This is a genomic window from Arthrobacter sp. 05N33_2, assembly GCF_056397425.1.
In genome coordinates, this window is the sequence record NZ_JBFTNJ010000006.1 from 39111 (window position 1) to 62494 (window position 23384).

Below are 23384 nucleotides of genomic sequence, written 5' to 3' on the forward strand. Positions count from 1 at the left end.
TGCGGGGACATGAAAAACCCCGGGCCGCCATCGCTGGCTGCCCGGGGTAATCTCCGGAAGGACGGGGCGGATCAGGCGCGGCGCCGCTGGAGGACATCATCCAGGTTGCTCAAGGCGCTCTGGGCCTTGCTGAGCTGCTTAGTCTCAGAATCGTCGGCGGTCTGCGGATCGGACGCTGCCGGTCGCGCCGAGGCCTGCTTGAGAGACGGTTTCCCTACGGCCTTCGGCGCCTCGGGAAGGTCGAGGGGCATTGGGGCTGCACGTTCGGCCTTCGGGGCTTCGACGTAGGTGGGCTTGGGAACCTCGACGGGCTCCCAGCTCGTGCCCTCCGCTACTGCACCTGCGTCGGCTGCCATGGCCGCCGAGGCATCCCCAGAGGCGACGGCTTCAGCGAGGGCGGCCTGGCGGAGTTCCAGTGCGGTCAGCGGCTTCGGCGCGGGCTCGGGCGTGTCGCGGCCCGCTTCGGCGTCGAAGAGCGGGCTTTCCGGCCGGGCAGCGGGACGTCCGTCGGGAAGGGAGGGGGTCTGTTCGGGCACCGACGGCCGCGCAGGGGTGCGTTCCGGGCTGCCCATGGCTGCACGGAATGCAGCGTTCATCTTCCGCCGGCGATCGCGGACGGCAAGACGACGAAGCAGCGCCACTGCGGCGAAGGCGCCCAGGAGGGCGGTCACCGGCAGCCAGCCTGAACCGATGCCGAAAAGCCGAAGGGCTCCGGACACCACTGCCGTGAGGAGAGCCAGGAGCCCGGCTACCGCCAGCACCAGCCGCGCCCAACGAATCCGGAATGCCGGGGAGCCCGACGCAGCAATCGGATTCACCCGAGGGTTCCCCGCTTTGCCCGCCCCAGGCCCAGGTGTGCCGCCGGCCGGGTCTGCGCGCTGTGTGTTGATCATGGGTTTCTCCTGCTGCGCCGCCATTTTCATAACCTTCCCCGCATGTGGATCTGCTGGTTCCATGTCAATGACATCCGCCAGGAAGTCGCCTGCAGGCTGCAGCTGGTGGCGTCCGTTCCGGAGAACGTAAGGCGCCACCCACACGATCCAGAGCGCAACAGCAATGACAAGGATCACAGAGCTGCTAAGAGGGAAGTCCACACTCAAAACCGTATGAGGTATATGAGGTGCTGCCCCGCATTGTCAGGGGTGTGTCGCGCGCGCAGCGGCGACTGGCCGGCGTCGGGGCGTCGTGGCTGGTCAGGCGGCTCTCATGGGCCTCAGGACTGGCGGGTTCTCAGCCACCGCGCGAGGAGGCCTTCCGGCACTTCCTCAGCCGTGAGCGCGAAGGTCCGGTGGTCTGCCCATTCACCGTTGATGTGCAGGAACCTGGGCCGGAATCCCTCGTCACGAAACCCGAGTTTTTCCACCACGCGCAGGCTCGGCGCGTTCTCCGGCCTGATGTTGATCTCCATGCGGTGCAGGCCAAGGGTGCCGAAGCAATAGTCGGTCGCCATGGCCACGGCGGTCGGGGCGATCCCCCGGCCGGCCCGTTCCTTGTCGACCCAATAGCCAAGCGTCGCCATCATGGCCGACCCCCAGACAATCGAGGACACCGTCAGCTGCCCCACGATCACCGGCGCCTGATGGCCTGGTGTCCATTCCGCGATGACGAACGGCAGGGCCGTGGCCTGCGCGGCCTGGGCCTTGAGCGAGCGCACCATCTGCCGGTAGTCCGGCAGGCCGCCGCCGGGGACCGGGTTCGATGCCTCCCAGGGGGCCAGCCACTCGCAGTTGCGGGACCTGAGCGCTGTCCACTCCTTGCGGTCCCGGTACCGGATCGGGCGCAACACGATGTCGCCGCTCTCCAAGGTCACCGGCCAGGTGAAGCTGCCCCCCACGGGAGTTATTTGGCGAGGCTGGGGGCCAGGCTGGACGCGAAGCCGGGCAGCCATTCACGCAGGCCCGGGCCGAGGTCCTCACTGTCGCAGGCGAGCTGGACACAGGCCTTGAGGTAGCTGAGCTTGTCGCCGGTGTCGTAGCGGCGGCCGCGGAAGATGACGCCGTACACGCCGTAGCCCTCGCCGGTGCCGGCCGAGAGTTCCTGCAGGGCGTCCGTGAGCTGGATTTCCCCGCCGCGGCCGGGCGCGGTGCGTTCCAGCACTTCAAAGACGGCCGGGTGCAACACGTAGCGGCCAATTACGGCCAGGTTGGACGGGGCGTCCGCGACATCGGGCTTCTCCACGAGCTGGTTGATGCGGACGTAGTCCTCACCGCCGATTGCCTCGACGTCCGCGCAGCCGTAGGCACTGATCTGGGACGGGTCCACCTCGATCAGAGCGACCACCGACCCGCCGGTCTTGGCCTGGACCTCGATCATGGTGCTGAGGAGCTCATCGCGGGCGTCAATGAGGTCATCTCCCAGGAGGACGGCGAACGGCTCATGCCCGACGTGCTGCTTGGCCCGGAGGACCGCGTGGCCGAGACCCATGGGATCGCCCTGGCGGACGTAGTGGATGTCACCGAGGTTGCTGGCGGCCTGGATGGATTCGAGCTTCGCAGTGTCACCCTTCGCCTCCAGGGTGGACTCCAGCGCGGGGACGCGGTCGAAGTGGTCCTCCAACGCCCGCTTGTTGCGGCCAGTGATCATCAGGATGTCGTTCAGGCCGACATTCACGGCCTCCTCGACGACGTACTGGATGGCCGGCTTGTCAACGACAGGCAGCATTTCCTTGGGCATGGCCTTTGTGGCCGGGAGAAACCTGGTACCAAGGCCCGCGGCGGGGATAACGGCCTTGCGGACGGAAGCGATGGGTGTATTCACACGACTAATCTAACGGAGGGACCAATCATTGCGTAATCATTATGCGAACCGCCTGCCCGGCCCCCCGGTGCAGCGCGGCCGCAAGAGGCAGAGGACGGGCCAAGATGGCGTCAAAAGAGGAAATTCGCTCCAGCCACAGGGCGGCGCGTTCCGCACTCCCGCTGACCGCACAAGACACCGCCGCGGCGGGCATCGCCAGCCACGGGCTCGCGTGGGCCTCTGGGCTTGGCCGCGGCCGCCAGGGCACCTTCGCGGCGTACCTCGGGGTGGGCGCCGAACCGCCCACACTGCCACTGCTGACTGCCCTGGTCGAGGCCGGGCACCGGGTGCTGCTGCCCGTTTGCGAACCCGACATCGAGCTCAGCTGGGTGTACTGGACTCCCCAGTCCGGGTTTGTCCGCAGCCGGTACGCGCCCATCCAGGAGCCTGTCGGAGAGCGCCACGGAACCGAAGTCATGCGGGACGCCACCGCAATCTTCCTGCCGGCCACCGCGGTGGATTTCTCGGGCAACCGAATCGGGCAGGGCGGCGGCTACTACGACAAGTTCCTTGCCGCCCTGGCTGCCATGTCCTCCGCGTCCGGCGGGGCGGACGCCGGGGCGGCCGACGCTGCGGCCGACGCTGTCGCGTTGCCGACTGCCGCCGTCGTCTATGACACGGAGGTGCTGCCCGCAGGCAGCATCCCCGCGGAGTCGTTCGACCGGAAAGTCGACACGGCGCTGACCCCGGGCGGGATCGTCCGGCTCGGCCGATCCCGGCCCGCCTGATCCGGGTTCCCGCCAAGGTGATAGAATTGGCACTCAGGCCCTGCGACTGCTAAGGACGGAACAGGTCGATAGACATATCGGCGGTGATCCGGACTTCGCAGTACGGGACCTGCTCGTTTGCCCCTGAGGAGGATTTCCAGTGCCCACGTATGCATACGCCTGCAAGGACTGCAGCCACGCCTTCGAGATCGTGCAGTCGTTCAGCGACAACTCCTTGACGTCCTGCCCCGAGTGCCAGGGCACGCTGCGCAAGAAGTTCAACAGCGTCGGCGTAGTGTTCAAGGGCTCCGGCTTCTACCGGACCGATTCGCGCGACACCAAGGGCAGCACGGTTTCCCCGGCTCCTGCAGCTCCCGCGGCCACCCCCGCGCCCGCCGCCGCGGCCAGCTAAGGCACCTGCCGGATTGGCGCCGGCCGCCGGCTGGGCCACGGCCGGCTGATTCTCGGCACTGCCCGGCGCTGTCCGCTGTTGCCGTTGTTGCCGTTGTCCACATAGGACGTTCCGCAGCTGCCGCCGCTCTGCGCGGATCCGTAGCGTGGCGGCATGGAACTTTTCCTCACCGCGGTTTCCCCGCCTTCGTTCAGGGCGTTCCGCGCCGCAATGCCTGAAGCTGGCCCCGGCCGCTGGTCCCGTCCCGGTATCCGCCCAACGAGCCTTCCTGCCGCCACGTTTTCCGCCGCAGGCCTTCCGTTCCGGAGCCGGATCGGTCCCGCGAAACCCCGCCGGCGTCCGCCCCGCGGCCGCCCGTCGTGGCGCCGCCTGCGGGGCTGGCTGAACCGGAACCGGCGGCTTATCGCGGCCCTCCTGTTCTGCATCCCCGCCGGACTGACAGTTCAGCAACTCGCTCCAGCGCCCACTGACACTGTCGCAGCCTTCGCCGCCGCGGCCGATCTGCCCGCTGGAAAGTTTCTGGAACCCGGCGATCTCAGCAGGATCAGCGTGCCACCCGGCCTTATTCCTGCGGGCAGCCCCGGCAGCGAGACCGCGTTCGAGGGAAAACAGCTGGCCGCACCGTTGCGCCAGGGCCAGCTCCTCACCGACGCCCAGATCCTGGGACCGGGCCTGCTCGCCGGAAGCCCGCGAGGCTCTGCGGCCGTGCCGCTGAGGATGGCAGATCCGGCCTCCATCCAGCTGGTCTCCCCCGGGCAGCTCGTCAACGTGGTGCTCACTGCCGGCAACGGCATGGAACAACCCGGCGAAAGCCAAATCCTGGCCGAAGCCGTACCAGTGCTCTGGACGTCGGCGCAGGGCGGCAAGGCCGGCTCCTGGCCCGCCACTGCGGAGACTGACGGGCTGGTGGTGGTGGCAGCGACGGCCGACCAGGCCCGTAGGCTGGCGGGCGCGTCTACCCAGGGCAAACTGTTTTTCGTGCTTGTGGCTTCACCGCCGGGCTAGCTGTCCAGCCAGCAGGGCGTTTCCGCCGGGCCAGTGGCCCGGGCCGTATGCTCCGACGCGGGCCGCGCCCGCAGGCTCTGGGCTGCGGGCCGCCACGTCAGCCCCAGTGCGGCGGCTTCTGTTCCTGGAGCCAGGCGTCGTGATCGTAATTATCAGGCTGGTCACCCCAGCGCCGGGGGTCGTCTTCCGCCGCCTTGTTCGGCAGCACACCCTCCGGAACGGTGGCCTGTGCCTCCGAACGGCGGGACGTCTCCTTCGCGGCCTCCTGGTCCGGCCCGTCGCCGGTCGATTCCCCGGTCGATTCGCCGGCCTTCGACCCTGCGGTGTCGGCCGCGGCCTCCGTCGACTCGCCGGTCTTCGGCCCCGCGGTGTCGGCCGCGGCGCCCGCCGCGCCGGCTTCGCGGGCGCCGGTGGCGCCGGCGTCGTTCGTGTTGCCGGTGTTCGTGTTGCCGGTGTCGCCGGTCTCGCCGGTGTTGCTAGTGATGCCGTCCGCACTCATGCCGCCGGCCTCCTTACTGCCTGTATTGCCTGTCATTGCTGATGCTGGTGCCTGCCGGCGGAATTCTTGGCCGGCAGTTTCGTGGCCGCGGAATACCTGTCCCGCGGGTTCGGCCGCCACGTGGTACTCGGCGGCCCGCGCCTCGTCAATCGCCAAATGCTCGATGCCGTCGTCGAAGAAACCGTGCGATGTCCGCAGCCGGCTGGACACGGCGGGCTTCTCCAACCCGAGGTACCCGCCAATCCGGTCGGCGCAGGCCGAGGGGTCGGTGAAGACCTCTATGGTCCACAGGGGCATGTACCGCCAGCCAAGCCGCTCCAGGAGCTGCGGCCGGAGCCTGCTCCGTTCACGGACGCTCATCCGCCGGTAGTGGCTGGTGCCATCCGACTCGATCGCCACCGGACGGGGAATCTCCGCATCGTCCTGGCCGATCGTGGTCATCGGATCGGCGGCCGCCACCATGTTCAGGACGCCGTCGTACTGGTGCCACACCCGTGCCCCGCGGGCCCGGAGCCGGTCACCCAGGTCGGCCACGAGCGGATCGGCGCCGAGCGCCTGCTCGCTGGCCGCGGCCCGGGAGGCGGGGCTGCCAAGATCCGTGTTGCCCGCGATCTCACGGTCCAGGAGCTCGTAGAAGTCCACGGCGCCGTGGCTGAGGCGGCTGACATCAAGGTCTTCGGGCCGGAAGCAGCTGAGCACGTGCAGGGACCGGCGGGCACGCGTCATCGCCAGGGCGAATTTTGCTCGGCCACCTTCGGCGGAAAGCGGCCCGAGGCTGTGGAGGGTGCGCCCATGCGGGGTGCGGCCATAGCCCGGGGAAAAGATGACGTGGTCGCGCACCAGGCCCTGGGCCCGTTCCAGATCCACTACGCGGAAGGACTCATCCCCCGCAGTGAAGAAGCTGCCCAGCATGGGGTAGTTGGGCAGTTGCGCCCTGATGGCCTCGCCGATCCGGGCGGCATGGCGAAGGCTGCCGGTCACCACGGCCAGCGACGTCCGGGGGCGGAGCCGGGCGTGCTCGAAGACCAGCTCCACCGCGCGGTTGACCTCGGCAACAACCGATTCGACGCCGTCGTGGTCAGCGCTGGGCAGCCCCGTGCCGTCGGGGAGGTACTCCACGCTGAGGGTACGGTCCAGCCCTGTGGCGGATTGGCCCTCCGGGAGGCGGGTGAGTTCCCCGCCGTAAAAACCCTTGCTGAGCTGGCGCACCAGGTCTTCATCGACCGCACGGTACACGGTCCTGAGGTTCCAGACCGGAAGCACGGCAGAGAGTGCCCGGTACGAGCTCTCAACGCTTTGGTAGGAGCTCTCCCCCACGGCGAGCCGTTCGACGCCCACGGTAAAGGTCCGGGGGCTGGCGATCTGTTCGTCGCCGAAGGCGATGACCTGCCGGGACCGGGCGATCGCCGGGAGGACGGCCTGCAACGAGGTCGTCTCGGCGTCGAGGATCACGACGGCATCGAAGGTCTGCTCGATCGGCAGCAGACCCGTCATGAGGTAGGGGCTGACGGACCACACCGGTACCAGTGTGGGCAGCAGCTCCTGCGCCTGGCCGCTCAGGGCTGCCAGGGTCACCCGGCCGTCCTTCAGCAGGCTGCGCAACAGCTCGGCCTGGCGGGGGTACGCCGAGATGGCAGTGCGCCAGCGCTCGGACAGGTTCCAGCGCAGCCGGGCAGCGCCGCTGGCGATATGGGCGTTGTCCGCGAGACGGTACTCCGCCTCAAGCTGGCGCAGGGCGTCGCCGTCGGACATGGCGAGGTAGTCATCGCCGCTGATCATGGCCTCCAGGGCCGACTGCCACCAGGCCAGCTCGAGTTCGGCGGTCACCGAACCCTCCGGGACCTCTCGCTCGGCAAGGTCGGCGAGAAGCTCGCCCAGGCCGTGCTCTCGCATGCTTTCGACGAGCAGCGTGCGCTCCGGAAGGGTTTCAAGGGTCGCGGTGTCGGCGACGAGCCGCCGCACCCGGGGCAGGAGTTCGTCGTAGGGTGCGCGCTCCAAGTCGCCGCCGGCGGCGGTGTGCTTGACAGCCAGGCCCAGTTCAGCCAGTTCCGCTGCGAGCTCCCGGTAAAGGCCGCTGATTTCAGCCAGCCCGGACGGCACGGCCGGGTGCCGCTGCGTGGTCGCGTAGCCGGACCAGGCGGCGCGCTGTTCCTGCACGAGGACCAGGGAGCTGTGCAGGTCCGCGATGTGCACGCCGGGCCGGACGTACTCCTTGGCCACCCTGCGCAGGCGTGAGCGCTGCATGGACGGCATTTCGATCCCGCGTTCCCTGCGCCAGGCGGAGGACGCGGTGGCCGAGATCAGGTCGTGGACGGGCCGGTCAAAGATGTCGGGAGTGAACTTGTCCAGACTTTCGCGGACGGCCACGAGAAGTTCGATCTGCTCGCCCCATTCGGCGAAGGTCCGGCCGAGCCGGATCTCTGCGTGTTCCGCCACGGCATCCATGCGCCCGCGCAGCAACGGCAGTTTTTCCGAAACGGACTGGGCAACGCCCTGCGCTTCCTGCGTCTCCTTGCGGGTCAGCAGGCGCGCGCCGTGCCAGGGGCTGGTGGTCGACGCGCGGCTGAAGCTGCCGAGCTCGGCGGCGCGGCGGAGCCGGCCTGCGAGCTCCTCGCGGTCCCGGATATTGTCCAGCACGCTGCGCTTGAGCCGGACGGTCGTCGCCGGTGCCGGCTGGATGGAGGTCAGCTCTGCAAGGGACTGCATGGCCTCATACGGCGAGCAACCCCAGCGCGCCCGGACGTTGTGCAGGGAGGCTACGTGGTCCATGAGGGCGTGGCGGTGGCCGGTCAGGGTGGCGTGCAGGTTGCTCAGTTGCGGCTGCAGCGACTTCTCGTTGCGGACGATCGCCCGGACCAGCTGGCCCTTCAGCTGCAGCGGGCTGGCGCTGCCCGTCAGCTGCAAGAGGACCGAATCCAGGCCGAGGCCATCCAGCTGCCCGGAGATCTCGGCGAGGCTGGCCCGCCTGTCGCCAACCACCAGGACGGACTTGCCCTCGTCCACCAGGGCGCCGATGGTGTTGATGACTGTCTGGGTCTGGCCCGTGCCCGGCGGGCTGCTGACCACCAGCGAGTCGCCCGCCCGGACGGCGTCGACCACATACTGCTGGTCCGTGTCGGCGTCGAGCAGCAGAAGCTCGTCGGCGGGGTCACGGTCGTCCGTGCTGGGGAAGCGGCCGGGTTCCAGAGCAGGCACGTCGACCAGTTCGCCGGAACCGGACCGGGCCAGCGCGGTGACCAGGGGGTTGTTCTGGTTGATCCACGGATCATCGAGGTTGCCGGAGAGGTCGGCGAAGGTGGAGACGAGCAGGTTGTGTTCGACCTCCGCGCCGTGAATCGGCTGGACCAGGGTGCCCAGGCGGTCCAGAACGGGCTGCGGGTCGTAACGGGCCGTGCTGTACGCCATCCGCGTCACCGCGTTGACGTCGAAAACGATCCCGTGGACGGTCTTGAGGTGCCGGACCAGCGCCGGGTTGATCTGCGCCTGTTCGGTGAGCTGCAACTCATAGTCGTCCTCGCCGGGGCGCACCGTGAGGGATATGGCGGTGAGCATGACCGGGGCCGAGATCCGTTGCGGCTTACCGCCGACGGCGGACGTCCAGACGACCGTGCCGGCGGAGAAATACCCCGCGTCGATGCCGCGGTCATTGGCGAGTTCGAAAATCTTGGAGCGCAGGTTTCGTGATGCCCTGGCCGCGACAACGAATTGCTGGCGGTCGCGGATCAGGGTCGAGAGCCGGGTACGCCGCCCTGCCATCAGCTGGGCGAGCCCCGAGGGATGGGCATGAGTCAGGTCAATTGAGCCTTCGGGCGTCTTGGTGAAGCGCAGCATGGTATCTGCACCGGTGACGGGCTTGAGCCCCGACAGCCATTTCCTGAACTCCTCGGAGCCCTCGGGGTGGCCTTGACCAACTGACACTGCTGCCTTCTTTTCTGTGCTCGACTTCTCTGTGCCGGACCGCGGCGGGCTCGACTCTGGCGGGTTCGTCGTATCAACGCTCGTCTGTGTTGCGTCCGCGCTTTCCCTGGCCGCATCTTGTGTGGTCGCGGTTGCCAGGCTCGCGCGGGACGCCTTGGACCATACCGGCATGCTTTCGAGGGTAGCCCGAATCCCCCGCAGGTGCGGGGCCGCAACACTGGGCGGTGCGAAATTCAGGCTGAATTGTCAGAAACATTGTCAGGAACAAAATGAAATGGCCGGCCTCGAAAGGCCGGCCACTCAGATTGCTATTCCCACTCGATGGTTCCCGGCGGCTTGCTGGTCACATCCAGCACCACGCGGTTGACGCCTTCCACCTCGTTGGTGATCCGGTTGGAAATCCGGGCCAGGAGATCGTAGGGCAGCCGCGACCAGTCGGCGGTCATGGCGTCCTCGGAGGACACGGGGCGCAGGACAATCGGGTGTCCGTAAGTGCGGCCGTCGCCCTGGACGCCCACGCTGCGGACGTCCGCCAGCAGCACCACGGGCATCTGCCACACTTCGTCATCCAGTCCGGCCGCGGTCAGCTCGGCGCGGGCGATCGCGTCGGCCTTGCGGAGCAGGTCCAGGCGTTCCTTGGTGACATCGCCGACAATCCGGATGCCGAGGCCCGGGCCGGGGAAGGGCTGGCGGCCGACGATTTCCTGCGGCAGGCCGAGCTGGGCACCGACCGCGCGGACCTCGTCCTTGAACAGGGCGCGCAGCGGTTCAACCAGTTCAAACTGCAGGTCCTCGGGGAGCCCGCCCACGTTGTGGTGGCTCTTGATGTTGGCCGCACCCTCGCCGCCGCCGGATTCGACGACGTCGGGGTACAGGGTGCCCTGGACGAGGAACTTGATCTTCTCCCCGTGCGCCGCTGCCTCGGCGATGATCGCCAGTTCGGCTTCCTCGAAGGCGCGGATGAATTCGCGGCCGATGATCTTGCGTTTGGTCTCGGGATCGCTGACGCCGGCAAGGGCGCTCAGGAAGCGCTCCTGCTCGTTGGCGACGTAGAGCTTGACGCCGGTGGCGGCCACGAAGTCGCGTTCGACCTGTTCGGCTTCGCCCTCGCGCAACAGCCCGTGGTCCACGAAGACGCAGGTCAGCTGGTCGCCGACGGCGCGCTGTACCAGGGCGGCGGCCACAGCCGAGTCGACGCCGCCGGAGAGGCCGCAGATGACCCGGGCGTCGCCGATCTGGTCACGGATCCGCTGGACCTGTTCTTCCAGAATGTTGCCGGTGGTCCAGTTCGGTTCCAGCCCGGCGCCCTTGAAGAGGAAGTTTTCCAGGACCTGCTGGCCGTAGGCCGAGTGCTTGACCTCGGGGTGCCACTGGACGCCGTAGAGGCGCTTGTCCTCATTGGCGAACGCCGCGACGTCGGCGCCCGCCGTAGTCGCCAGGACCTCAAAGCCCTCGGGGGCTTCGTGGACGGAGTCGCCATGGCTCATCCAGGTGCTCTGGTGCTGGGGCATGCCGGCCAGGATGGAACGGCCCTCGCCGAGGGTGGTGGTCTCGGTGGCGCCGTATTCGCGCAGGCCCGTCTGGGCCACCTTGCCGCCGAGGGCGTTGGCCATGGCCTGGAAGCCGTAGCAGATGCCGAAGACCGGGACGCCGGCCTCGAAGAGGTCGGCACCGACGCTGGGGGCGCCGTCGGCGTAGACGCTCGAGGGCCCTCCCGAGAGGATGATCGCGGCGGGATTCTTGGCCAGCAGCTGCTCGGTGCTGTACGTATGCGGAACCACTTCCGAATACACATTCGCTTCCCGGACGCGGCGGGCAATCAGCTGCGCGTACTGGGCACCGTAGTCAACAACCAGAACCGGCCTGTGGGACGTCTGGGATGCAGTGGGAGTAGTCACCCCACTAGCCTACTTTGCGCCGCTGCCCGCCCGCACATTGAGAAGCCGGTGCGGGCCCGAATCGCGGGCCGAGGTAAGCGAACTCACATGCCCGACGGCGGCTGCCGGCGTCGTGTCACTGTTCCGGAAGGACTGATCGGGACGGATCAGGAAGGGCGCCGGGTCAGGAGGGGTTCAGTACCGCTGGGGCGCCTGCGGGTTTGCTGCGAGTTCGGCCTCGACCTCGGCGTGGAACTTCTTCTCGACGAAGAAGGACAGGAACGGCACGACGCCACCCAGGGCCATAACCACCAGCTTGGTGAACGGCCAGCGCATGAGCGACCACAGCCGGAAGTTGGAAATCAGGTACACGACGTACATCCAGCCGTGCACGATCAGGACCGTGATGGAGAGGTTGACGCCCCCGATCACCCCTGGCGGCTCGGCGTCGGCGAATCCGAGGCCGAACGGCTGGCCGGTGACGGCGTTGGTGCCGCCGGCGAAGAGGTACTGACCGAAGCCGTACCGGGCGATCAGTTCGGCGCAAAGCAGCAGCAGCATCGTGCCCGTCAGGTAAGCGAGCACCTTGTAGAACTTCAGGGCGGACCGGATTTGGGCCTCGGTGCCGCCGAAGCGGCGCTTCTTCCCGGCTTTCCCCGTGCCGTTGGTGGACTGCGGCTGGATGGCGGGCTGGGGCTCGATCATGATTGCACTCTCGGGTCTGTGGGTTGGGGGGCTGTGGGATGGGAGTCGGTGGGCGTTTGGGCCGCCTGGTGGTGGGCCGCGTTGTGGTGGGCCGCGTTGTGGTGGGCCGCGTTGTGGTGGGCCGCGTTGTGGTGGGCCGCGTGGCGGTCGGTTGGGGGCTCTTCGCCGGCCGTTTCCTCGTCGAGCGCGTCTTCGAGGTCGCGGCGGTAGTCGTCCTTGACGAGCCGCCACCAGATGAACAACGCGAAACCGGCGAAGACCACCCATTCCACGGAATAAAAGAGGTTGAGCCAGTTGACCTGCTGCGCGGGCGGCTGCGGGCCGATCCGGAGGGGTTTGACGTCGCCGCCTGCGGCCGCGGCCCCGACGTCGGTGCCGCCGGCCAGTTCGGTGGTCGCTGCGACAAAGCCCGGGTAGCTGCTGACGTTCCAGTCGTTGATGAGTTCGGCAACCGAGACGGCGCTGGCGCGGCCGGGTCCGGGATCCGTCCGCGGCAGCGGGGACTCGGACGGCAACAGCCGCCCGGTCAGTTCGATGGTGCCCGACGGCGGCGCCACGGCATCCGCGGGATCCGCCACCCATCCGCGTGCGACCGGAATCCAGGTCTGCGGTGTGGCCCCGCCGCCTTTCAGGGCCGGGGCATCCTTGACGGCGAAGGCCGACACGATCCAGTAGCCCTTCGCACCGTCATTGAGCCGGCCGGGGACGAGGACCTGCTTCTGGGGGTCGTAGCTGCCGGTGGCGGAGACCATCTGGTCAGCCACGGATCCGGGGAAGAAACCACCCGGCTGCAGGACCGAGGTGAGCTGCCGCGTTTGCTCCGTTGTGGTGGAGACCGGGACTTCGGCCTGCGTTGAACGGCCGAATTGCCACTGGCTGAGCAGCACAAAGACCCCGGAAATGGCGATCGCGAACACGAGTCCTGCGATCCAGCGGGGTTTGAGGGCAGTTTTCAGCACCCCTTAAAGGTACTTCGTCCCTGTGTAGAACAGCGAAACGGGCCATCGAGAGTGGGGCAGCCGGGTCCCTGCGTGGCGACGGAGTCGACACGATAGGGCCTGCCCCTAGAGTGGGGCAGCCGGGTCCCTGCGTGGCGACGGAGTCGACACGAAAGGGCCTGCCCCAATCTCAGTGGTCGAAGAACACCAGGCTGGAATTGATCAGTTCGGCGATCACTTCGGCGTCGTAGGCGCGGCGGAGCGATTCGCGGAAGGACTCTTTCGACAGTGAGCGTGCCAGCGTCGCGAGCACTTCGAGGTGATCGGAAAAGGAGCTCGCCGGGGTGGCGATGAGCAGAATCACTGTGGCCGGGCCGTCGGCCGCGCCGAAGTCCAGCGCCCTGCCGTACTTCGTGATGCCGACCGCGATGGATGTCTGTGACACGAGCTCGCTGCGGGCGTGCGGCAGGCCGACACCGCCGGGCAGGCCGGTTGCGAGCTGGTGCTCCCGGGCATTGACCTGCTTGAGGAAGCCCTCGAGATCGGAGATTCGTCCGGCAGCATGCATGCGTTCAGCGAGCTGGGCAGTGGCGTCGAGCTTGTCCGTGGCATCCATTTCGAGGATCACCATCTCGGGTGTGGTGAGCTCGGCGTCGTACCGGTCCAGTGGTTCCGCCAAGAGATGTCCCTTCGAAGTGGCGTCAGTGACGCCGGCCGGCAGTCCAATGACTAGCGTTGCAATCCTGCACTGCCGGCCGGCGCTGAGTCTTAGCGCAGGGGCACGATGTCCTCCACGCCCAGCCGTGCGGCATCGGCGGATTCGTCGTCCGGCTGCTGTTGGCTCAGGCGCTCGGCATCAACCCGGGCCAGATAGTGCTTGATTTCGCCCTCGCGCTGCGCATCACTCCAGCCGAGAACGTCTCCCATTAGTTTAGCGACTACCGGAGCGGCGGACACACCGCGGTCCCACGCTTCAATCGAAATCCGGGTGCGGCGGGTCAGGACGTCCTGGACGTGCCGGGCGCCCTCGTGCGTGGCCGCGTAGACGGCTTCGGCGGCCAGGTAGTCGTCAGCACCCGGCAACGGTTCGGCCAGTTCCGGGCTGTCGGCGATGAGCGCCAGCACCTCCGGCGTCATGGCACCGTAGCGGTTGAGGAGGTGTTCGATCCGGGCAACGTGGACGCCGGTCTCCTCCGCCATCCGGTTCCGCTGGTTCCACGCGGCCTTGAAACCGCTCGCCCCCAGCAACGGGACGGATTCCGTGCAGCTGGCCGGGACACGCTCGTCCATGCTGCGCGTCGCCTCGTCGACGGCGTCCTTGGCCATGACCCGGTAGGTGGTCCATTTACCGCCCGCCACCACCACGAGACCCGGCACGGGGTGGGCCACCACGTGTTCGCGGGAGAGCTTCGCGGTGGAATCGCTTTCCCCGGCCAGCAGCGGCCGCAGCCCCGCGTAGACGCCCTCGACGTCCTCGCGGGTCAGCGGGCGCTTGAGGACCTTGTTGACGTGCTCGAGCAGGTAGTCGATGTCCTTGCTGGAGGCCGCGGGGTGGGCCTTGTCGAGGTGCCAGTCGGTGTCAGTGGTCCCGATGATCCAGTGCCTGCCCCAGGGGATGACGAAGAGCACGGATTTCTCGGTCCGCAGGATCAGCCCCACCGTGGACTGGATCCGGTCGCGGGGCACCACGAGGTGGATGCCCTTGGAGGCCCGCACCTTGAGCTGCCCGCGGTCTGTCACCATGGCCTGGGTCTCGTCGGTCCAGACCCCGGTGGCGTTGATGACCTGCTTGGCGCGGATTTTGAAGCTGGAGCCGTCCTCGTGATTGACCACCTTGGCGCCGACCACGCGCTCGCCCTCGCGCACGAAGTCCACAACCGACATCTGGTTGACCGCGTGGGCGCCGTAGTGCGCCGCGGTCCGCACGAGGTTGGCGACGTACTTGGCGTCGTCGACCTGGCCGTCGTAGTAGCGGATGGATCCGACGAAGGCGTCGTCCTTGAGGCTGGGGGCGGCGCGCAGGGTCCCTCGCCGGGACAGGTGCTTGTGGAAGGGGACGCCGCGGCTGTGCCCGCCGGTGATGGACATCGCGTCGTACAGGGCGATTCCGGCGCCGACATAGGGCCGCTCCAGGAACGGTTTGTGGAGCGGGTACAGGAACGGGACCGGCCGGGCCAGGTGCGGCGCCAGGACGGAGAGAATGAGGCCGCGCTCATGCAGTGCCTCTTTGACCAGGCCGAAGTCGAGCATTTCGAGGTACCGGAGGCCACCGTGGATGAGCTTCGAGGACCGCGACGACGTCCCCGCAGCCCAGTCGTTCGCCTCGACGATGCCCACACTGAGCCCGCGGGTCACGGCGTCGAGGGCGGCGCCGGCACCCACGATGCCTCCGCCCACGATCAGGATGTCGAGCTCTTTGCCGGGGGCGGTGCTGCCCCTGAGCACAGTGATTGAAGCCTCGCGAGCCGCTGGCCCGAGGGCACCTCCGGCCTCGGCAGAACCGCCGGGAAAACTGTTCATGTCACGCCTCCATCCGGATCAAACCTCGTAGGGCACCAGACTACGTCCAAGTTTCCCGGATGGGCAGGGCCCTCAACGGCCCGCGCGCGGTTTCAGTTGCCGGCGTACGGCGAGACGACGACGTCGACGCGCTGGAATTCCTTCAGGTCCGAGTAGCCGGTGGTCGCCATTGAACGGCGCAGCGCGCCGACGAGGTTGGAGGTGCCGTTGGTGTGGTGGCCGGGCCCGAACAGAACCTCTTCGAGCGGCCCGACCGTTCCCACGTTGACCCTGTCGCCGCGGGGCAGTTCGAGGTGGTGGGCTTCCTGGCCCCAGTGCCAGCCCTTGCCGGGGGCTTCGTCGGCGCGGGCCAGGGCGCTGCCCAGCATCACGGCGTCGGCGCCCATGGCGATGGCTTTGACGATGTCGCCGGAGGATCCCATGCCGCCGTCGGCGATCACATGGACGTAGCGTCCGCCGGACTCGTCCATGTAGTCCCGGCGGGCCGCCGCGACATCGGAGATCGCGGAGGCCATGGGCGAGTGGATGCCCAGGGCGCGCCGGGTGGTGGTGGTGGCTCCGCCGCCGAAGCCGACCAGCACGCCGGCGGCGCCGGTGCGCATCAGGTGCAGGGCCGGGGTGTAGCCGGCCGCCCCGCCGACGATCACGGGGACGTCGAGTTCGTAGATGAACTGCTTGAGGTTTAGCGGCTCGTGGTCCTTGGAGACGTGCTCGGCCGAGACAGTGGTCCCGCGGATGACGAATATGTCGACGCCGGCGGCCACCACGGTCTTGTAGTGTTCCTGCGTGCGCTGCGGGGTCAGGGAGCCTGCCACCGTGACGCCGGCGGCGCGGATCTCGGCGAGGCGGGAGGTGATCAGCTCAGGCTGGATCGGCGCCTGGTAGAGCTCCTGCATGCGCCGGGTGACGGCCGGGCTGTTGGTCTCGTCAGCGAGGCCCGCGATTTCGTCCAGTACGGACTGCGGGTTCTCGTACCGGGTCCACAGGCCTTCGAGGTCGAGCACACCGAGTCCGCCGAGGCGGCCCAAGGCGATGACGGTCTCCGGCGACATGGCCGAATCCATCGGCGCCGCGATGACCGGCATGTCGAACTTGTAGGCATCGATCTGCCAGGAGACGGAGACGTCCTTGGGGTCACGGGTGCGCCGGTTGGGGACGATCGCAATGTCATCCAGGGAGTAGGCACGACGCCCACGCTTGCCACGGCCAATCTCAATCTCGTAAGTCACTGCTCTAGGTTATCCCAGCGGACGCGGGGCGCCGCTTCGGCGTACTGTGGCGTCATGCTTTGGCGTAACGGACAGCGTTGGATCTTCGACGGACACATTGCCGGACTCGGCACGGGATCGGGCCTGCGCGCGGTGGTGGGCCTGTGGACGCAGTCCCCGTTCGGGTCCTTCACCGACGCGATGGTCCAGCTGCCCTCCGGCCACCGGATCCTGCTGGCACCGAGCGTCGAGGCCGCCGGCTTCATCAGCGCGGTCTATAACTTCGACGAAACCTGCATCGTGCCCCTGGCATCAGAGCATGGGGCGGGGCAGCTCGCCGTCGACGCCGGGCCGCTGCGGATCCGCGCCCGGCTCGGGTCCCGCACCCGGCTGGGCGCCGTGGCGCGGCTGGTCCCCCGGGCTCTGGCGGTGCATCCGCGCTGGCTGCGTGCGGTCAACCCCATTGCGGGCAGAATCATCCCCGGCGTGCGCACTGCGGGCACGGCCAAGGGCGGCCGGCGGGAATACTACGGGGTCACCGATCTGCACCGCATCGACTCCGCGACCGTCAGCTGGGGCGGCGCCGACGCCGGCCCGCTCACCGCCATCCGCCCCGCCGTCAGCTTCGGTTTCAGCAGCGTCCCGCCCGAACCCAGCCTGGCCCGGGTGCGGACGACCATCGAGGGCGCTCCGCTTACTCGCCGCTGACGTTCTCGGTGTCCGGGACGGTGAGCTGGGACTCGAACATCCGGAAGTACCGGCCGCGGCGCGCCACAAGTTCCCTGTGGGTGCCTTGTTCCACGATGCGGCCTTCCTCGAGCATGTAGACCACATCGGCCTTCTCGATCGTGGCCAGGCGGTGGCTGATGGCGATGATGGTGCTGCTGCGGTCAGCGAAGAGCCGCGTGAAGATCCGGTGTTCCGCCAGCGCGTCGATGGCCGACGTCGGCTCGTCCATCACCATGAACGATGCGCCGCGGTAGAAGTTCCGGGCCATCGCCAGCCGCTGCCACTGCCCGCCGGAAAGGCCGGAGCCCTTCCGCCCGCGCGGGTCCTCCATCCAGTTGCTGACGTGGTTGTCCAGGCCGTTGGGCAGTTTGTTGATGAATTCGAGGGCCTCGGCATCCGCGGCGGAGCGCCGGACCCGTCCGTCGTCGCGGGGCGAATCGACGTCGCCGAAGAAGATGTTTTCCGCCGCGGTGGCGAATTCATACTTCAGGAACTCCTGGCTGAGCACCGCCAGGTGCCGGTGCCAGGAGGTGACGTCGACGGCGGCGAGGTCCACGCCGTCGAGCATCACCTGCCCGGAGTCGGGACGGTACAGCCCGGCCAGGATACGGATCAGGGTGGACTTGCCGGCGCCGTTCTCCCCCACGATCGCGATGTGCTGGCCCTGCCTGATGGTCATCGAAATGCCGCGGATCACCTCCAGTTCGCTGCCGGTGTACGTGAAGCGGATGTCCCGCAGTTCCACCGTCTTCGGCGCCTGCAGCAGCGGCGGCGCGTGGCCGGACGGCACGGGCAGGGCCATGAAGAGCTCGTAGTCCGTGAGGTTCGCCAGGTCCTCATCGATTGAGCTCAGTGAGGAGACGAGGCTGTTGGCGGTCGAAAGGGCGCGGCTGACAATCTGCTGGACATAGAGGAACTGCCCCACCGGCTGGGCCCGGGCGATGATCTGGCCCACCACCCAGATCAGCGAGACCACCTCGGCGCCGTACTGCAGGGCATCGGCCGCGAGCTGTTTGGGGATGTAGCGCTTCTGGAAGTCCAGCCGGCGCTTTTCATCGGCGTCCCGCAGGCGGGAGCGCAGGCCCATCAGGTAGCCGACAATCCCGTAAAGCCGCATCTCGGCGATGTGCTGCGGCCGCAGGAGGTTGGTTTCGATCATCCTGCGCTGCCGGCGCGAATCGACCTGGGTGTTCCAGTGCGCGATCTGTTCGCGGGAGAGCTTGAACTGCAGGTAGACGCTGGGGACGATCGCAACCAGGACGATCACGGCGATCCACCAGCTGACCAGCAGCAGCGCGCCGATCGCCAGCAGCACGGAGACGAGCTGGGTGAAAATGGCGGCGATCCGGTCCAGGACGCGGGCGTAGGAGTCGGAGAAACGCTTCGCCCGGTCGTACAGGTCCACGGTCTCTTTGTCGTCGTAGCGCCAGAAGTCCAGGGTCAGGAAGCGCTCGTACATCAGGTCACCGACGATCGCGCCGACCCGGAAACTCATGAGCTGCTGGATGTAGCGGTCCACGCTGCTGAACGATCCCCAGAAGAGCCCGAGTGCCGCGGTGATGATGACGTACACGACGGCCTGCGCGCCGGCGTCGGCGTCACCCGCGTAGGCGGCGGCCAGCGCCGTGGTGGTCAGGGCGGCGAAGTACGTCGTGACCAGCGGCAGCAGTGCCGAGATCAGCGAGCCCAGGACCTTCATGACGACGGCGGCGGGCGAGGCGCGGAAGCTCACCCGCAGCACTTGTGCCACGGCGCGGGCGTAGGGCTTGAGCGCGAGCTTGCGTTTGGGCGCGCGTGCCGGCAGGAGTTCGGACATGCCTCCAGCCTAGTTCCGGGACCCGGAGCCGGGCGTGAGCGGCACTGCCGCCGGGATTCGGGGCGCCCTTAAACCGGGTGAGCCCGCCGAAACTGTGGTTTCGGCGGGCTCACCCGGGTTAAGGGCGGCGGGTTTTAGCGCGACCCGTAGTTCGGGGCTTCGACCGTCATCTGGATGTCGTGGGGGTGCGACTCCTTGAGCCCGGCCGCGGTGATGCGGACGAACTTGCCGCGCGCCTTCAGCTCCGCCACGGTCGGTGCGCCGGTGTAGAACATGGTCTGGCGGAGCCCGCCGACCAGCTGGTACGCCACCGACGACAGCGGACCGCGGTACGCGACCCGGCCCTCGATGCCTTCCGGGATGAGCTTGTCATCGCCGGAGACGTCGGCCTGGAAGTAGCGGTCCTTGGAGTAGGAGGTGTTCTTGCCACGGGTCTGCATGGCGCCGAGGGAGCCCATGCCGCGGTAGCTCTTGAACTGCTTGCCGTTGACGAAAATCAGGTCGCCCGGGGATTCGTCGCAACCGGCCAGGAGGGAGCCGAGCATCACGGTGTCGGCGCCGGCGACGAGCGCCTTGCCGATGTCACCGGAGTACTGCAGGCCGCCGTCGGCGATCAGCGGCACGCCGGCCGGGATGGCGGCCTTCGCCGACTCGTAAATGGCGGTGATCTGCGGGACGCCGACGCCGGCCACCACACGGGTGGTGCAGATGGACCCGGGACCGACGCCGACCTTGATGCCGTCGGCACCGGCGTCGATCAGGGCCTGGGCGCCTTCGCGGGTGGCGGCCTGGCCGCCGATGATGTCCACGTGCGCGGCAACGGGATCGGACTTGAGCCGGCGGATCATTTCCAGCACACCCTGGGAGTGGCCGTTCGCGGTGTCCACGAAGAGGGCATCCACACCGGCGTCGATCAGCGCCATGGCGCGTTCCCAGCCGTCGCCGAAGAAGCCGATCGCCGCGCCGACGCGCAGGCGGCCTTCGTCGTCCTTGGTGGCGAGCGGGTACTGCTCGGCCTTGGTGAAGTCCTTCGTGGTGATCAGGCCCTTGAGCCGGCCCTGCTCGTCAACGAGCGGGAGCTTCTCGATCTTGTTCGTGGCCAGCTTGTGCGAGGCTTCCTCGCGGCTGATGCCGACGTGTCCGGTCACGAGCGGCATCTTGGTCATGACATCGCTGACCAGCCGCAGCGGGAAGTCGGATTCGGGCACGAAGCGGGTGTCGCGGTTCGTGACGATGCCCAGCAGCCTGTTGCCCTCGTCCACGACCGGCAGGCCGGAGACGCGGTAGCGTGCGCAGATTTCGTCCAGCTCGGCCAGCGTGGCCTCGGGGCCGATGGTCAGGGGGTTGGTGATCATGCCGGATTCGCTGCGCTTAACCCGGTCCACCTGGTCGGCCTGGTCGGCGATCGAAAGGTTGCGGTGCACGACGCCGAGACCGCCCTGGCGGGCCATGGCGATGGCCATCCGGGACTCCGTGACGGTGTCCATCGCGGCGGAGAGCAGCGGGGTCTGGACCGTGATGCGCTTGGAGATCCGGGACGACGTGTCCGCTTCCGAGGGGATCACGTCGGTGTGGCCGGGCAGGAGCAGGACGTCGTCGTACGTCAGGCCGATGAAGCCGAAGGGATCGTGTTCGGGCTGGGTCATGAGTGCGCCTCTTACCTTGGGTTACGGGTTCACGGGTAGGGGTTGCAACAGATGACCAGCCCGTCATTACGGGTCTGGCCTGTGCAGAAGGTCATGCAGAAGGTTCGTGCAGATGATTCGTGCAGAAGTCCTCAATAAATAGTAGAACCTTGGCGGCGATAGCCATATTCCGGGCGGTAATGTCCGGTTTCAATGTGAGCCGCCCCATGCCGGACGGCTCCCCCGGCTCCCCCGTCCGGCCGGTGCTGCTCCCCGGCCGGTCGGCGTCGGACTACTTCCAGCCGGTGGCGGCGAGCAGCCTACTTCCAGCCGGTCGCGGCGAGCAGCCGCCGTTCGAACATGGGGATCATGGTCTGGACGTACGTCTTGGTCAGGTGGTTGTCGTCCTTGTAGACGTACACGTTGCCGACCACCGCGGGGCATGTTCCGTTGGCGCAGATGAAATCGCTCATGTCCATGAGGTGCAGCCTGGGCACCTGGCCGCGGTACGCGTCCAGCGGCGAGGACCCCGCGAGCGATTCCTGCTCCGGCACGTTGCACTCCGAGGCATCCGGGCCGTTCTTCTGGACGCACTCGGGCATATTGATGGTGAAGCGGGGGTTGTCGCGGATGCCCACCACGTCCATGCCGGCGTCGGTGAAGGGCTTGATGCCCGCCAGGTACTCAGGCACTTCGGTCTCGAACGGCGCTTCCTTGTGGGTCAGGGACGCAACCGTGAAAACGGCGTCGGGGCGGTGGTCCAGGACGTATTGCGCGCTGGCCCGGTTGAAGGCGTTGCAGTCCGCGTCCCGCTCCGGGGACTCCCCGCCGAAGCGGCAGTTGCCTTTAAGGAGCGTGACAACTTCCCAGCCGTGGCTTTTCGCGATGGGGCCCAGCGCCGCCATGTACTGCTGGGCATGGGAGTCACCTAGCACCACGATCCGTTTGGTGACCTTGTCCGGCTTGTTGTTCTGCAGGCACCCCTGAAGCAGGGGGTCGCTGGGGACGTTGGCGTCCGTGCACAGCCCGTCGATGTCCGCCCACTCGTTCTTCATCGCCGCCGGCGCGGGGATGATCTTGGCTTCCGGCGTGGGCTTGCCGGCGTTTTCCGGTGCCAGGGCGGCCGCGCCGGGAGTCAGTTCCTTGGGCTGGGACGCCGCCTCGGCTTCGTCGGCCAGGAGCTGGCTCTGCCACACGGCGACGGGACCCGCCAGCAGGGCACCACAGGCGGCAATCACGACGGCGGTGCGCCAGGCGCGGCGCTTGGGCCAGTGCCATTCGCGCAGGGGCTTCTCGACGAAACGGGTGGTGAGCACGGCCAGGACGAGGGACGCGGCAACGATGCACAGCCCCTGGAACAGGTTGGGCGCCGTGATGCCCGCCCCGGCGAGGGCCAGGACCAGCAGCGGCCAGTGCCAGAGATAGAGCGCATAGGAGTTATCCCCCAGCGCCACCAGGGGTTTCCAGGTCAGGAAGCGGTCAACCCCGAAGCGGCTGCCGCTTTGACCGGCGGTGATGATCGCCGCGGCGGCCAGCGTGGGCCACAGCGCGATGAATCCGGGGAACGAACGGTCCACGGTCAGCAGGAGCCCGCAGGAGAGCATGGCCACGAGGCCGCCCCAGCCGAGCACGACGCGCAGGACCCTGCCCGGTTTCAGGTACGGCAGGGCGAGGGCCAGGAGCGAGCCGAGCGCGAACTCCCAGAGCCGGGCTCCGGTGTCGAAGTAGGCGTGGGCCTGGTTCGTTGCGGTCTGCTGGATCGAGTAGGCCAGGGACACCGCGAAGATGGCGCCGAAGGCCGCGGCCAGCAGGGAGCGGTAACGCAGCAGGACGTGGTCCTGGCGGGTCCGGCGGCGGAGCAGGCGGGAAAGAAGTGCGGTGCCGGCAAAGACGAGCGGCCAGAGCACGAACACCTGGCCCTGGATCGAGAGTGACCAGAAGTGCTGGAGCGGGCTCGCACCCGAATGGTCCTGGGCGTAGTAGTCCACGGCGCTGTCCGCCAGGAGCCAGTTCTGCCGGTACAGCAGGGAGGCCCAGGCCTGTTCAAGGACGTCGGGCCAGCGGCTTTGCGGCAGGATGGCCCAGGTGCCGGCGAGGACGCCGAGAACCACCACGACGACGGCGGGCAGCAGGCGCTTGAGCAGATGCAGCCAGTGGCTGAGCAGCCGCAGCGGCACGCCGCTTTCGACTTTCCGCGTGAAGCTGAGTGTCATCAGGAAGGCTGAAATGAGGAGGAAGATGTCCACGCCGCCGGAGACCCGGCCCAGCCACACGTGGTACGTGACCACCATGAGGACCGCGAGGGCGCGAAGGCCCTGGACTTCGGGGCGGTAGCTTGTTTTTCGGGTCGCCGGAGAACCTGCATCCGCCCGTGGCGGGGTGACGGTGGTTCGCTCGTTCGACACAAAGATCCCTTCAGGCCGGTTTCCAAAACATCAATGTTACCGAAACGTAATTTTCTTTGCCAATCACACGGGCCCGGCGGTGTCCTTCACACGCCTGGCCGGCGGCGCACCCAGGGGGGCGGCGGCGCCGTCGGCCGCGGGGCGGAAGCTAGGCTGGTAGGAGTCTGAGGAGGCCGCCACGTGATCGTGCAGGTGCGCATTTGTGTTCCGGGTGAATTGTCCGG

General features: G+C 67.9%; 17 protein-coding genes. 4 read left to right on the top strand and 13 right to left on the bottom strand.

From position 1 onward, the window contains the following. Nucleotides 1-71: 71 nt before the first annotated feature. The 3 genes from AC1DHX_RS06015 to galU form a co-directional block, all read right to left on the bottom strand. A complete protein-coding gene (locus AC1DHX_RS06015; RefSeq protein ID WP_476859010.1) occupies nt 72-1070 on the bottom strand; it encodes a hypothetical protein in 999 nt (332 codons plus the stop codon). 143 nt (nt 1071-1213) lie between these two features. Then, nucleotides 1214-1834 carry a GNAT family N-acetyltransferase gene (locus AC1DHX_RS06020; protein ID WP_026537630.1) on the bottom strand — a complete coding sequence of 207 codons (621 nt, stop codon included), beginning with the start codon at nt 1832-1834 and terminating at the stop codon, nt 1214-1216. 5 nt (nt 1835-1839) lie between these two features. Further along, nucleotides 1840-2757, bottom strand: coding sequence for a UTP--glucose-1-phosphate uridylyltransferase GalU (gene galU, locus AC1DHX_RS06025; RefSeq protein ID WP_476855733.1), 918 nt, complete (start codon nt 2755-2757; stop codon nt 1840-1842). A gap of 104 nt (nt 2758-2861) precedes the next feature. Here galU and AC1DHX_RS06030 point away from each other — a divergent pair, with 104 nt between their 5' ends. From AC1DHX_RS06030 to AC1DHX_RS06040, 3 genes are all read left to right on the top strand, one after another. Further along, a complete protein-coding gene (locus tag AC1DHX_RS06030) occupies nt 2862-3524 on the top strand; it encodes a 5-formyltetrahydrofolate cyclo-ligase (RefSeq protein ID WP_476858951.1) in 663 nt (220 codons plus the stop codon). Nucleotides 3525-3663: 139 nt separating this feature from the next. After that, a complete protein-coding gene (locus AC1DHX_RS06035) occupies nt 3664-3915 on the top strand; it encodes an FmdB family zinc ribbon protein (RefSeq protein WP_079550223.1) in 252 nt (83 codons plus the stop codon). A 153-nt stretch (nt 3916-4068) separates the two neighbouring features. After that, nucleotides 4069-4920, top strand: coding sequence for an RcpC/CpaB family pilus assembly protein (locus AC1DHX_RS06040; protein ID WP_476858952.1), 852 nt, complete (start codon nt 4069-4071; stop codon nt 4918-4920). Between the two features lie 97 nt (nt 4921-5017). Here AC1DHX_RS06040 and AC1DHX_RS06045 read toward each other — a convergent pair whose 3' ends face one another. The 7 genes from AC1DHX_RS06045 to AC1DHX_RS06075 form a co-directional block, all read right to left on the bottom strand. Next, nucleotides 5018-9337, bottom strand: coding sequence for an AAA family ATPase (locus AC1DHX_RS06045; RefSeq protein ID WP_476858953.1), 4320 nt, complete (start codon nt 9335-9337; stop codon nt 5018-5020). Nucleotides 9338-9645: 308 nt separating this feature from the next. After that, nucleotides 9646-11235, bottom strand: a complete 1590-nt coding sequence (guaA, locus tag AC1DHX_RS06050) for a glutamine-hydrolyzing GMP synthase (RefSeq protein ID WP_079550220.1) — start codon at nt 11233-11235, stop codon at nt 9646-9648. A gap of 174 nt (nt 11236-11409) precedes the next feature. Then, nucleotides 11410-11919: a DUF3817 domain-containing protein gene (locus AC1DHX_RS06055; RefSeq protein WP_028275738.1), complete on the bottom strand. Its 510-nt coding sequence runs from the start codon at nt 11917-11919 to the stop codon at nt 11410-11412. After that, the gene (locus tag AC1DHX_RS06060) at nt 11916-12878 is read right to left on the bottom strand and encodes an SURF1 family protein (RefSeq protein WP_476858954.1); all 963 of its coding nucleotides are present in this window, start codon (nt 12876-12878) and stop codon (nt 11916-11918) included. Before AC1DHX_RS06060 ends, AC1DHX_RS06055 begins: the two co-directional genes overlap by 4 nt. A 169-nt stretch (nt 12879-13047) precedes the next feature. Beyond that, complete coding sequence (locus AC1DHX_RS06065) at nt 13048-13536, bottom strand: PTS sugar transporter subunit IIA (RefSeq protein ID WP_028275739.1); 489 nt, start codon at nt 13534-13536, stop codon at nt 13048-13050. 89 nt (nt 13537-13625) lie between these two features. Further along, nucleotides 13626-15377 (bottom strand): glycerol-3-phosphate dehydrogenase/oxidase, encoded by a 1752-nt coding sequence (locus AC1DHX_RS06070; protein ID WP_028275740.1) that lies wholly within the window; start codon nt 15375-15377, stop codon nt 13626-13628. 92 nt (nt 15378-15469) lie between these two features. Beyond that, a complete protein-coding gene (locus AC1DHX_RS06075) occupies nt 15470-16606 on the bottom strand; it encodes a GuaB3 family IMP dehydrogenase-related protein (protein WP_230007196.1) in 1137 nt (378 codons plus the stop codon). Between the two features lie 54 nt (nt 16607-16660). On the opposite strand from AC1DHX_RS06075, the gene AC1DHX_RS06080 reads away from it, so the two are divergent. Further along, nucleotides 16661-17293: a hypothetical protein gene (locus tag AC1DHX_RS06080; RefSeq protein WP_476858955.1), complete on the top strand. Its 633-nt coding sequence runs from the start codon at nt 16661-16663 to the stop codon at nt 17291-17293. On the opposite strand, the gene AC1DHX_RS06085 is transcribed toward AC1DHX_RS06080, so the two are convergent. The 3 genes from AC1DHX_RS06085 to AC1DHX_RS06095 form a co-directional block, all read right to left on the bottom strand. Next, the gene (locus AC1DHX_RS06085) at nt 17280-19130 is read right to left on the bottom strand and encodes an ABC transporter ATP-binding protein (protein WP_028275742.1); all 1851 of its coding nucleotides are present in this window, start codon (nt 19128-19130) and stop codon (nt 17280-17282) included. The two genes, AC1DHX_RS06080 and AC1DHX_RS06085, sit on opposite strands and share 14 nt — an antisense overlap. A 134-nt stretch (nt 19131-19264) precedes the next feature. After that, a complete protein-coding gene (guaB, locus tag AC1DHX_RS06090) occupies nt 19265-20776 on the bottom strand; it encodes an IMP dehydrogenase (RefSeq protein WP_018773740.1) in 1512 nt (503 codons plus the stop codon). A 299-nt stretch (nt 20777-21075) separates the two neighbouring features. Then, entirely contained in the window at nt 21076-23160 is a 2085-nt protein-coding gene (locus AC1DHX_RS06095; protein ID WP_476858956.1) for an acyltransferase family protein, read from the bottom strand. Nucleotides 23161-23384: the final 224 nt, after the last annotated feature.